The organism is Devosia sp. 919, assembly GCF_013185965.1.
Lineage (GTDB): Bacteria > Pseudomonadota > Alphaproteobacteria > Rhizobiales > Devosiaceae > Devosia.
On sequence record NZ_JABAOL010000001.1, the window covers coordinates 2,242,800 to 2,255,106 of the forward strand.

General features: G+C 60.9%; 10 protein-coding genes. All 10 read left to right on the forward strand.

Features of this window, described 5'->3' with window-relative positions; genetic code table 11:
• Positions 1-44 precede the first annotated feature (44 nt).
• The 10 genes from HRQ64_RS11040 (at position 45) to rseP (ending at position 12,200) form a co-directional block, all read left to right on the forward strand.
• On the forward strand, positions 45-1,349 hold the full coding sequence (locus HRQ64_RS11040; RefSeq protein ID WP_172124976.1) for an ABC transporter permease: 1,305 nt from the start codon (positions 45-47) through the stop codon (positions 1,347-1,349).
• Positions 1,342-2,028: an ABC transporter ATP-binding protein gene (locus HRQ64_RS11045; RefSeq protein WP_172123312.1), complete on the forward strand. Its 687-nt coding sequence runs from the start codon at positions 1,342-1,344 to the stop codon at positions 2,026-2,028. Before HRQ64_RS11040 ends, HRQ64_RS11045 begins: the two co-directional genes overlap by 8 nt.
• A gap of 447 nt (positions 2,029-2,475) precedes the next feature.
• Positions 2,476-5,931, forward strand: a complete 3,456-nt coding sequence (gene dnaE, locus HRQ64_RS11050) for a DNA polymerase III subunit alpha (RefSeq protein WP_172123313.1) — start codon at positions 2,476-2,478, stop codon at positions 5,929-5,931.
• Positions 5,932-6,139: 208 nt separating this feature from the next.
• Positions 6,140-6,910, forward strand: a complete 771-nt coding sequence (gene rpsB / locus HRQ64_RS11055; protein ID WP_127753058.1) for a 30S ribosomal protein S2 — start codon at positions 6,140-6,142, stop codon at positions 6,908-6,910.
• Positions 6,911-6,981: 71 nt separating this feature from the next.
• Positions 6,982-7,926, forward strand: a complete 945-nt coding sequence (tsf, locus tag HRQ64_RS11060; protein ID WP_127753059.1) for a translation elongation factor Ts — start codon at positions 6,982-6,984, stop codon at positions 7,924-7,926.
• Positions 7,927-8,086: 160 nt separating this feature from the next.
• Entirely contained in the window at positions 8,087-8,803 is a 717-nt protein-coding gene (pyrH, locus tag HRQ64_RS11065; RefSeq protein ID WP_127753060.1) for a UMP kinase, read from the forward strand.
• Positions 8,804-8,821: 18 nt separating this feature from the next.
• On the forward strand, positions 8,822-9,379 hold the full coding sequence (gene frr / locus HRQ64_RS11070) for a ribosome recycling factor (RefSeq protein WP_127753061.1): 558 nt from the start codon (positions 8,822-8,824) through the stop codon (positions 9,377-9,379).
• A 29-nt stretch (positions 9,380-9,408) separates the two neighbouring features.
• Complete coding sequence (locus HRQ64_RS11075) at positions 9,409-10,170, forward strand: isoprenyl transferase (protein ID WP_127753062.1); 762 nt, start codon at positions 9,409-9,411, stop codon at positions 10,168-10,170.
• On the forward strand, positions 10,167-11,027 hold the full coding sequence (locus HRQ64_RS11080) for a phosphatidate cytidylyltransferase (protein WP_172123314.1): 861 nt from the start codon (positions 10,167-10,169) through the stop codon (positions 11,025-11,027). Before HRQ64_RS11075 ends, HRQ64_RS11080 begins: the two co-directional genes overlap by 4 nt.
• Positions 11,028-11,063: 36 nt before the next feature.
• Positions 11,064-12,200 (forward strand): RIP metalloprotease RseP, encoded by a 1,137-nt coding sequence (gene rseP / locus HRQ64_RS11085; protein ID WP_127753064.1) that lies wholly within the window; start codon positions 11,064-11,066, stop codon positions 12,198-12,200.
• Positions 12,201-12,307 lie beyond the last annotated feature (107 nt).

A 12,307-nucleotide genomic window follows, 5' to 3' on the forward strand; every position in this document is an offset into this window, starting at 1 on the left:
CCGCCGCGAGCGCTGGCACGCGCCCGTTCTCCCGCTTCGAATGGATGATTGCCGGCCGCTATCTTCGCGCCCGCCGCAAGGAAGCATTCATCTCCGTGATTGCCAGCCTGACCATGGTTGGCGTCGCCATCGGCGTTGCGACCCTGATCGTCGTTATGTCGGTGATGAACGGCTTTCGCGAGGAATTGCTGACAAAGATCCTGGGGCTGAATGGCCACTTCACGGCTTTCCCGATCGAGCGTGAGTTCACCGACTACAAATCTGCCATCGCGGATCTTGAAGAGGTCGAAGGCGTGAACTTCGCGGTTTACTTCGTGGAAGGGCAGGTGCTGGCATCCGGGCGCGGCAATTCAACCGGGGTCAGCGTTCGCGGCATGGACCTGGAGAACATCCAGAAGCTGGACCTGTTGTACCAGGCCGCCGAGCAAGGCGGCTGGGATGGCTGGGATGAAGGCCGTGGCGTTGCCATTGGCTACCGCCTGGCCCAAACGCTTGGCCTGTCGTTGGGAGACCAGGTAACCATCATCAATCCGGATGGGGCGATGACGCCATTTGGCAGCACGCCCCAGATCCGCTCCTACCCGGTGAGCGTCATCTTTGATCTGGGCATGATCGAGTTCGACTCGCTGTTCATGTATATGCCGCTGGAGCCCGCGCAGGATTACTTCAAGCTCGTAGACGAGGTGCTCAAGCCCGGACAGCCCCCGCTCGGACCCATGGCCACTGATGCGGAAATCGATGCCGCCTATGAGCGGGTGCCGCGCGTAACGGCCGCCGAGATCTTCATCGATAATCCCGATGACGTCACGCTGATGCGCGAGCGGCTTTCTGATCCGGACCGTCGTCCATTGGTGTTGACCGACTGGCAGCAGCGCAACGAGACCTTTTTCTCGGCCCTTCAGGTCGAACGGGTGGTGATGTTCACCATCCTATCGATGATCATCGTGGTTGCGGCCTTCAACATTATCTCGAGCCTGATCATGCTGGTGAAGGACAAGAGCGCCGACATTGCGGTGCTGCGCACCATGGGCGCGACGCGCGGCGCCATCATGCGGGTCTTTTCCATCACAGGCACGACGATCGGGGTGATCGGAACGGTGGTCGGAACCGTTCTGGGGCTTATCGTTGCTGCCAATGCCGAGCCGCTGCGAGCGTTCATTTCCAATACGCTCGGAGTGGCGATTTTCCCACCTGAGGTGTTCTTTCTGTCGTCCTTGCCGTCCAAGACCGATCCGCTGGAAGTCACCATCGTGGTAAGCCTTGCGCTCGCGCTGAGCTTTTTGGCCACCCTTTATCCCGCTTGGCGGGCAGCCCAATACGATCCGGTAGAGGCGCTTCGCTATGAGTAGACCGCACCTCGTCCTGACCGATGTTCACCGCCATTATGGCCAGGGCGACGCGACTGTTCGCGTGCTCGAAGCCGCCAATCTGACGGTGGAGAGCGGCGAGCTGGTTGCCCTCGTCGCGCCCTCGGGTGCGGGTAAATCCACATTGCTGCACTTGTCCGGGCTGCTGGAGTCGCCGCAAAGCGGCGAGGTGGAGATCACCGGCATCCGCACCAGCAAGCTTGGTGATCGTGGCCGCACGCAATTGCGGCGATCGACAGTTGGCTATGTCTACCAGTTCCACCACCTGCTGCCCGAGTTCACGGCGCTGGAAAATGTCTCCATGCCCCAGCTGATCGCGGGCAAGACGAGCGCGGAGGCACAAGCACGCTCGATGGAACTGCTCGACTTGCTTGGCGTAAAGCCACGGGCGACCCATCGGCCGGCCGAACTCTCGGGCGGTGAACAGCAGCGCATCGCGATTGCCCGAGCCGCGGCCAACCACCCCAAGGTCATCCTTGCCGATGAGCCGACTGGCAATCTCGATCCGGACACCAGCGACCTGGTGTTCGAAGCGTTGCGCTCCCTGATCCGCAACGAAGGCGCCGCGGCCTTGATCGCCACCCACAATCATGACCTTGCTCGCAGGGCCGACCGCATTGTCACCTTGCGTGGCGGTCTGGTCGTCGAACACACGCTTTAGCCTCGGCCGCTGACGCTTGATGCTCCTTCTCCTCGGCCAGGCCGGGGAAGGGGCGTTTGCCTTCTGTACCTCTGCCATTTGGCGGCCGCCTGAATGGTCACGCGCAGCTTCTTCTCCCCGCCTTAACAACCGGCAGGGACCTCGCTCGCACCGTTCATCCCTTAACGATCAGCTAACCAATCAGCGGCAATCCACGCTGTTCACGGAGTTCAATCTCGACAAGAACAAAACGAGAACATACAAGGAGAGCATTCAACGGAGACACCGACATGATCACCTTCATCAAGGATTTGGCCGCGTTCGTCACCCTCGGCGCCTTCACCATTGGCTCGCTCACCTGGATGGATATCGTCAGCCGACTCGTGTGAGGCTTGTTGTGGGCAACGGCACCGCAATGGGTTCCGCCGCTGCCCGCAGGCTGTCACAAAGACGGCCTAGGAGACGAGCATGAGCGGCCCCGGTTTCATTCACCTTCACGTCCATTCTGCCTTTTCGCTGCTGGAAGGCGCGCTGCAGCTTGAGACCATTCTCAAGCTGGCCAAGGAGGACCACCAGCCCGCATTGGGGATTGCTGATACCAGCAATCTGTTCGGTGCCCTGGAATTCTCCGAGAAGGCTAGCAAGAAGGGCATTCAGCCCCTGATCGGGGTGGAGCTCCCATTCGATTTCGCAGCGGCCGAAGAGCGCGTGAGCGAACGCGGCCATGTGGCTTGGGCCGGCAAATCCAGCGTTGTGCTGATGGCCACCAGCGAAACGGGCTATGCCAATCTGTCGCGACTGGTGTCACGTGCCTATCTGGAAGGGGAGGGGGGCAATGCCAGCGCGCGCCTCGACTGGCTCAGCCGCGAAGGGCTCGAAGGGGTGATCTGCCTATCAGGCGGGCCCGAAGGTGCCATCGACATGCCCTTCGCCATGGGCCAGGACAACAATGCGCTCGCTCGACTAGATCGGCTTTCCAACCTATTCGGTGATCGGTTCTATATCGAGCTGCAGCGCCATGGCAGGGCGGTGGAGGCGTCGGTCGAGCCGCGACTGATCGATTATGCCTACCGTCATGGCATACCACTGGTTGCAACCAACGAGCCCTTCTTCAAATCGGCCAAGGAGTATGAGGCCCATGACGCGCTGCTGGCGATTGCCGGCGGCACGGTGCTGGCGCAAACCGAGCGCCGCAAGCTCAACGACCAATATTATTTCAAGACCCGCGCCGAAATGGCGGAGCTGTTTGCCGATCTGCCCGAAGCACTCGATTCCACCGTCGAGATCGCTCGTCGGGTCGCCTATCGGCCGCGCACGCGTGGGCCCATCCTGCCGAAATTTGCGGCCGGTTCGCACGCCACCGAAGACGAAGTTGTGGCAGCGGAAGCGGCGGAGTTGCGCCGCATCGCCGTTGAGGGGCTGGACAAGCGCATTGCGACTACCGGCATTGCCCCTGGCAAGAGCGAAACTGAATATCGCGAGCGGCTCGATTTCGAGCTCAGCATCATCGAGAAGATGAAGTTCCCCGGCTACTTCCTGATCGTGGCCGACTTCATCCAATGGTCGAAAGCCCACGACATCCCCGTCGGCCCAGGCCGCGGCTCGGGCGCCGGTTCCTTGGTTGCCTATGCCACCACCATCACCGATCTCGATCCGCTTCGCTACAATCTGCTGTTTGAACGCTTCCTCAATCCGGAACGCGTTTCTATGCCCGACTTCGATATCGATTTCTGCCAGGATCGGCGCGAAGAGGTCATCGACTACGTGCAGCGCAAGTATGGCGCCAGCCAGGTCGCTCAGATCATTACCTTCGGTACGCTCCAGGCCCGCGCCGTGCTGCGCGATGTCGGTCGCGTGCTGCAGATGCCCTATGGCCAGGTGGACCGCATCTGCAAGCTCGTGCCAGCTAATCCGGCCGACCCGTGGTCCATCGAGCGCACCATGAATGAGGTGCCGCAGTTCAAGCAGATGGCTGAGGACGACGAGACGGTTGGCCAACTCGTCGAGATCGCCAAGTCGCTCGAGGGTCTGTTCCGCCATGCCTCGACCCACGCCGCCGGCATCGTAATCGGGGATCGGCCGCTGCAGGAACTGCTGCCGCTTTACCGCGATCCGCGCTCGGCGATGCCGGTGACGCAATACAACCTCAAATGGGTTGAACCGGCGGGTTTGGTGAAGTTCGACTTCCTGGGTCTCAAGACCCTGACCACGATCCGTTATGCCGTCGACATGGTCAAGAAGCGCGGGGTCGAACTCGACATCGACGCCATCCCGATCGACGACAAGGCGACCTATAAGCTTTATTCCCGCGGCGACACCTACGGCATCTTCCAGTTTGAATCGCCCGGCATGCGCCGCGCCTTGATGGACCTCAAGCCCGACCGCATTGAAGACCTGATCGCGATGAACGCGCTTTATCGACCGGGCCCGATGGACAACATCCCGAGCTTCATCGACCGCAAGCATGGGCGCGAGGAGGTGGAATATCCCCATCCCAAGCTGAGCGAAGTGCTCGACGAAACCTATGGCATCATCGTCTACCAGGAGCAGGTGATGCAGATCGCCCAGCTCTTGTCGGGCTATTCGCTGGGCGAAGCAGACATGCTGCGCCGGGCCATGGGCAAGAAGATCAAGGCGGAGATGGATAACCAGCGCATCCGCTTCCGCGAAGGCTCGGGCCCGCAGGGCGTCAGCGAAGCGCTCGCCGATCAGATCTTTGATCTGTTGGCCAAGTTCGCCAATTACGGCTTCAACAAGAGCCACGCCGCCGCTTACGCCTGGGTGTCCTACCAGACGGCTTACCTCAAGGAGCATTATCCGCACGAGTTCTATGCCGCCTCCATGACCCTCGACATGGCGCAGACCGACAAGCTGTCCGACTTCCGCCGCGAGGCGGGCAAGAAGCGCATAGAAGTCGTGGCACCTTGCGTGAACAAGTCGGAAGTGGTCTTCGCGGTGAAGGACGATCGCATCCATTATGGTCTGTCCGCCGTCAAGGGCGTCGGCAGGGCCATGGCCGAGCACATTGTGGAAGTTCGCGGCGACCAGCCCTTCAAGGACTTGGGCGACTTTGCCCGGCGGGTCGACCCGCGGGTGCTCAACAAGCGCACGCTGGAAACGCTGGTCAATGCCGGCGCCTTCGACGAATTGGTGCCGCGCCGCGAAGTTGCCTTCGCCGCCATGGATGCTGTCATCGGCACCGCCCAGGCGCTGGCGAGTGAGCGCAATGAAGGGCAGTGGAACATGTTCGATTCCGCGGGACCCGAACCGTTCCGCCTGCCCACGGGGATCCCGGCATGGAACTCCACCGAGCGCGCCGACCGTGAACTATCCGCGATCGGATTTCACCTTTCGGCTCACCCGCTGGACGCCTATTCCGACCTGTTCGAAAAGCTTCGTGTGCAGCGCTGGAGCGATTTCGAGCGTGCAGTCAAGGATGGGGCGTCGGCGGGGCGCCTCGCGGGTACTATCGCGAGCCGCCAGGATCGCCGAACCCGCAAGGGCACGCCGATGATGATCCTGACCCTGTCGGACCAGACCGGCACCTTTGAGTGCATCGCTTTTTCCGAACAGATCAACGAGTTTGGCGGCGTGCTGCAGCCCGGCAAGTCCGTGATCCTGCAGGTCGGCGCCGACGAGCGAGCCGACGGCGTAAGCCTCAGGTTGTTGTCCGCCGAGGCGATCGAAGGGGTGGCGGAAAAAGTGGATCGGCGCCTCACGGTCTTTGCTGACGACGCGAGATGCCTCGGGCCAATCAGCGCCCAGCTCAAGCGGGGCGGGGAAGGGTCGGTCAACTTTGTCGTCGTCCGCGGTGGGGGCGAGCGCGAATACGAGATCGAACTGCCAGGGGGCTACCGCCTCAACGCCGAGATCGCCATTGGCATCAAGGCGCTCGAGGGGGTCGCGGATGTAAGGCTGCATTAGGCCCGAGCCATGGTGCCGCATGGGGACCACGGCACAGACTGGTGCTTGCCTTTGCGGCTATCCTCCCCTATATCCGCCCATGTGTCTGGCTGCGGCCAGCGCGATTTCACACACGAGGCCGGCTTTCCTCTGGAAGGCCATCCGGTGGCGGGGCAACCCGCCGCAAGATCTCGTGGCGGCATCAACCGGTAAACAAGGAGCAGCCATCATGGCTTTGCCCGATTTCTCCATGCGCCAATTGCTCGAAGCAGGCGTCCACTTCGGCCACCAGAAGCACCGCTGGAACCCCAAGATGGAGCGCTTCATCTTTGGTGTTCGCAACGACATCCACATTCTCGACCTGAGCCAGACTGTTCCGGCTCTCAGCCGCGCCCTGCAGCTGATCAGCGACACCGTTGCTGACGGCGGCCGTGTTCTGTTCGTGGGCACCAAGCGTCAGGCTGCCCCCCTGGTCGCCGATGCGGCCAAGCAGTCGGCGCAGTACTACGTCAACTCGCGTTGGCTCGGTGGTACCCTGACCAACTGGCAGACCATTTCGAACTCGATCTCGCGTCTGCGCGAACTTGAGGCGATGAGCGAAGACGAGCTTGCGCTGCGCACCAAGAAAGAGCGCCTGATGATGAGCCGCGAAAAGGAGCGCCTGGAGCGTGACCTTGGCGGCATCAAGGACATGGGCAATGTTCCCAGCCTGCTGTTTGTGATCGACACCAACAAGGAAGCGAACGCCATCAAGGAAGCTCGCCGCTTGGGCATCCCGGTGATCGCTATTGTCGACACCAACAGTGATCCCGACACCGTAGATTTCCCGATTCCGGGCAATGACGACGCCAGCCGTGCGCTGGAGCTTTATGTGTCGCTCGTGTCCAAGGCTGCGATCGACGGCATCGGCCGCTCTTCAAGCGCTCTGGGTGCGGATCTTGGCGCAGCCGACCAGGCTCCGGCCGAAGATCTCCCTGAAGAGACCGCCGCCGCCAACTGATCCAGCGCGCTGGATTTCATCTTGAACCAAAGAACGCGGCCTCCCAGTGAGGCCGCCAAAGGGTGAACCCTATGGAAATCACTGCAGGCATGGTCAAGCAGCTCCGCGAGGCGACTGGCGTGGGCATGATGGACTGTAAAAAGGCATTGGCCGAGACCAATGGCGACATGGAAGCTGCGATCGATTGGCTGCGCACGCGCGGCCTCGCCAAGGCTGCCAAGAAGGCTGATCGGGTCGCCGCTGAAGGTCTCGTCGGCGTTGCCACCAGCGGCAACAAGGCCGCTGTGGTCGAAGTCAATTCCGAGACCGACTTTGTGGCACGCAACGAGCAGTTCCAGAACATCGTTGGCAATATCGCCAAGCTCGCACTCGATGCAGACGGCGACGTGGTCAAGCTTGGCGAAATGCCGTTCCCCGGCTCGGGTCATTCGGTTTCGGCTGAACTGACCGAAGCGATCTCCAAGATCGGCGAGAACATGAATCTGCGCCGCACGGAAACCCTGGCGGTCTCCGATGGCGTGGTGGAAAGCTATGTGCACTCCGCCGTTAAGCCCGGCATGGGCAAGATCGGCATTCTGGTTGGCCTTGAGTCCACCGGTGACAAGGCTGCGTTGGCAACGCTGGGCAAGCAGCTCGCCATGCATATTGCCGCCACCAACCCGCTCTCGATCTCGCCCGACGACCTTGATCAGGATGTCGTGGCGCGCGAGCGCACGATTTTCGCCGAGCAGGCCCGCGAAAGCGGCAAGCCAGCCGAGATCATCGAGAAGATGGTCGAAGGCCGCGTACGCAAGTACTACGAGGAAGTCACGCTGCTGGCGCAGACCTTCGTGATCGACGGCGAAACCAAGGTTGGCGATGCGATCAAGAACGCCGAAAAGGCTGTCGGCGCGCCGATCAAGCTGACCAAGTTCATCCGCTACGCTTTGGGTGAAGGTATCGAGAAGGTCGAGTCCGACTTCGCTGCCGAAGTTGCCGCTACCGCTGGCATCAAGAACGAGCAGCCTGCTCAGTAATAACCGGGCGAAGGCGGGTCCCCGTAGGGGCCTGCCTCCGTTCTTTCGCGTATGCCGACACGCTCAAATCCGCATCACGCCCGCTTCCCCGCCGCTCACAGCTGTGCAATAGGGTAGCAGGCTGCTTCGGCTCCCTTGTTTTTTGCAGAAGGAATTGCCGATGACCGGCTACAAACGCATTTTGCTCAAGGTCTCGGGCGAAGTGTTAGCTGGCGATCAGTCCTTCGGCATCGAGCCTGAATTTCTCCATTCCGTGGCCAGCCAGATTGCCGATGCCGCCAAGGGCGGGACGGAGATCGCCATTGTCATTGGCGCCGGTAACATCTTCCGTGGCATGGCCGTGGCTGCCGATGGGACGGATCGCGTCACCGCTGACCTGATGGGCATGCTCGGCACGGTGATCAATTCCCTCGCGCTCTCCAATGCCATTTCCCGCCAGGGCGTGAAGTCAAAGGTGTTTTCGGCCCTCACCATGCCATCGGTCGCCGATAACTTCACCGCACGCGCCGCCAAGGCTGCTTTGGATGAGGGTTATGTGGTGGTGTGCGCCGGTGGCACCGGCAATCCGTTCTTTACCACGGACACCGCTGCTGCGCTCAAGGCGATCGAGCTTGATTGCGACGTGCTGCTCAAGGGTACCAAGGTTGATGGGGTTTATTCCGAGGACCCCAAGAAGAATCCCCTGGCCACGCGCTATGAAAGCGTGAGCTATGACGAAGTGATCAGCCGCAACCTCAAAGTCATGGACACCGCCGCCTTCGCGCTTGCGCGTGACAATGCATTGCCAATAATCGTTTATGCGCTGGACGACCAGGAAGGTCTGTCCGGCGTTCTAGCTGGCACGGCTCGCAGTACACGAGTCGGTAAAGCTAAATAGCCTATAAGGACGCACATCATGGCCACTTACTCCCTCAGTGATCTCAAGAACCGGATGCAGAAGTCCATCACGTCCCTGCGTGAGGAACTTGCCGGATTGCGCACGGGTCGCGCTAGCGCCAGTTTGTTGGAGCCGGTGTCGGTGGAAGCCTATGGCTCGCGGATGCCGCTGAACCAGGTTGCCACCGTGACCGTGCCCGAGCCCCGCATGCTGAGCGTCCAGGTCTGGGATCGCTCGATGGCTAACGCCGTCGAGAAGGCGATCCGGGACAGCGGCCTGGGCCTGAACCCCATCGGGGAAGGCCAGGTGATCCGCGTTCCGCTACCAGAGCTCAATGAAGAGCGTCGGCGCGAGCTGACCAAGGTTGCCCACAATTATGCCGAACAGGCCCGCGTGGCCGTGCGTCACATCCGTCGTGATGGCATGGACATTCTCAAGAAGGCCGAAAAGGACGGTGACATGAGCCAGGACGATGCTCGCACGCAATCCGACCTGGTGCAGAAGGCTACCGATGCCGCCGTGGCGGAGATCGATGCCGTCGTCGCGACCAAAGAACAGGAAATCATGCAGGTCTGACGGTCTTGCACTGCGCCGGGAGGGCGTAGATGTCCAGCGAACCCGCTATCACCGCCGAACTCGCGCCTCGAACGCGCCTGCGCATCCCTGTGCATCTCGGCGTCATCATGGATGGCAATGGCCGTTGGGCCAAGGCGCGTGGCAAGCTGCGCACCGAGGGGCATATCGAAGGCGTCAAGTCGCTGCGCAACCTGGTTGAGCTATGCATCAACTATGGCGTGCCGCACCTGACGGTGTTCAGCTTTTCGTCCGAGAACTGGACCCGCCCCAAGGAAGAAGTCGCATTTATCTTCAACCTGCTCCGGCGCTTCGTTGCCTCTGACTTGCAGCGCCTGATCCGCAACAATGTGCAGGTACGCATCATTGGCGACCGGGCAGGGCTGGAGCCATCGCTGGTTCGGCTGATTGACGATGCCGAAGCCAAGACGCGCGACAACACTGGCCTCGTCCTGATTGTGGCGTTCAACTATGGCGGCAAGGCAGAGATCGCCAATGCGACGCGCCGGATCGCCAGGGAAGTCGCCGCGGGACGCTTGTCGCCGGACGACATTACCGAGGAAACCATTGCCGGTGCACTTTACACCGCCGGCATTCCGGACCCTGACTTGATCATCCGAACCAGCGGCGAGCAGCGCATTTCCAACTTCCTGTTGTGGCAGGCGGCCTACTCGGAGTTCGTCTTTGTGGACGAATACTGGCCCGACTTTGGGGAAGAGAGTTTCCTGAAAGTTCTCCAAACTTTCTCGCTGCGCGATCGGCGTTTCGGTGGGATCGGATCTGCTGGGCCATGACTATGCCGGACGCCCCTTTGGGACAGCCTTCGCCGCCGCGCCGTCGGGTCTGGGCTGATCTGGGGCCCCGCATTGGGTCTGCCGTGGTGTTGATCGCCTTGACGGCATCTGCCCTTTACATCGGGGGCGCCTTCTTTGCCCTTGTTGTTAGCCTGGTGTTTGCCGGAGCCTATCGCGAATGGGAAACCATGGTTTCCCGGGCGCCGCTGACGCCCTTCGGCTGGATGCTCATTGCGGCCGTGGCGTTGTCCGGTCTGGTTTATCCCTTCGCTGGAATTTCGGCCTCGATTGCTATCATTGCCATTGCCTGCGTGCTTGCCTTGCTGGCCCGAGGTGAGGGCATGTGGTGGCGAGTTGCAGGGCTGGTGCTGTTTGGCGCCGTCATCATTGCCGCCCAGGCACTCAGGGGGACGAGTTTCTCTGGTGTCTGGGCTGGCCTTTACCTCGGCACCGTTGTGTGGATGACCGATTCCGCCGCATTTTTCACCGGTCGCCAGATCGGTGGCGAGAAGCTTGCGCCCGATATTTCGCCGTCCAAGACCTGGTCCGGCGCTCTGGGCGGCCTGGCACTCGGCACAACAGCCGGGCTCGTGGTCTGGATTTTGGTCTCGGACTCACCATGGTGGATCGGCCTGCTGCTATCAGCCGCAATCAGCGTTCTTGGGCAATTGGGCGATCTGTGCGAAAGCGCCGTCAAGCGGCACTTCCGAGTAAAGGACAGCGGCGACATCATTCCCGGGCACGGGGGCTTGATGGATCGCCTGGACAGCCTGACATTGAGTGTGCTGCTGGTTGTTGCGATTGGCGCAATGCATGCGGGTTGGGGCGCGGTAGCCGAAGGGCTCCTCTACTGGTAGGTTGAACCAGACGCCGCCGCCGGAACAAGGTATTCAATGCTCGATTTTGTCGCCTGGCCTTTGTCCTATGTGATTCCATTTTTGGTCGTTCTGACCGTGATCGTGTTCGTTCATGAGATGGGCCACTACCTGGTCGCGCGCTGGAATGGTGTGGCCGTGGATGCGTTTTCCATCGGCTTTGGCCCGGAGCTGATCGGCTGGAACGACCGGGCGGGGACACGCTGGCGGATCTCGGCCATTCCGTTGGGCGGCTATGTGAAGTTCACCGGCGACATGAACGTTGCGAGCGTTCCGGATCCGGAGGCCCTCGCACAGGTTGACCCGGCGCTGGCGCCTCATTTGTTTCAGAACAAGAATGTTTGGCAACGCATTGCCGTGGTCGCTGCGGGGCCGGTCGCCAATATATTGCTGACCTTCCTGATCCTTTATGCCCTTCTGCTGGGCTATGGACGCTATACCATTCCGCCGGTGATCACCGAGGTGATTGCCGGGTCGGTCGCCGAGTCGGCAGGACTGCAGGCTGGCGATGTGATCACCGGTGTTGATGGCTATGCCGTGCGCGGTTTCGAGGATTTCCAACGCTTCGTCGCCACCAGCCCCGAACGTCAGGTGACCCTCGAGATCGAACGCAACGGCGCGCCGCAAAGCCTTGTCCTCGTTCCCGAGGCCGTGGATGTGCAGGACCGCTTCGGCAACAACCAGCGCATCGGCCGCATCGGCGTCAGCCGTGATGTCGAGCAAACCGAGGTGACGCTTTACCGGCCCGGTCCGGTGGAAGCGATCGGGATGACCTTTGAGGAAATCCGCTTCATCATCCAGCGCACGGGCGCGTTTCTGGGGGACTTCTTTGTCGGGCGGGGCGATGTCGAGCAACTCGGCGGACCCGTAAAGGTCGCCAAGGTTTCGGGGGAGGTGGCCACACTCGGCATCATCCCTTTGATCAACCTTATGGCGCTACTGTCGCTAAACATCGGCGTCTTCAACCTGCTGCCGATCCCCATGCTCGATGGTGGACACCTGTTATATTACCTCGTTGAGGCAGTGCGGGGACGACCACTAAGCATTAAAGTTCAGGAAATAGGCTTCCGATTCGGCTTCGCACTGGTGGTGGCGTTAATGGTCTTCACGCTGTTTAACGATACGCTCTTCGCCTATTTGCGGACGCTGGGTTAATGCTTCTTAACCTTGGTTCTCAAGGTGTTGCACGAATACAAGGCATCCAAGCATTTGCTAACCGCGTCGCGGCTTTAGCCTTGTCCTTGGTTAAATAACCGGTAAAA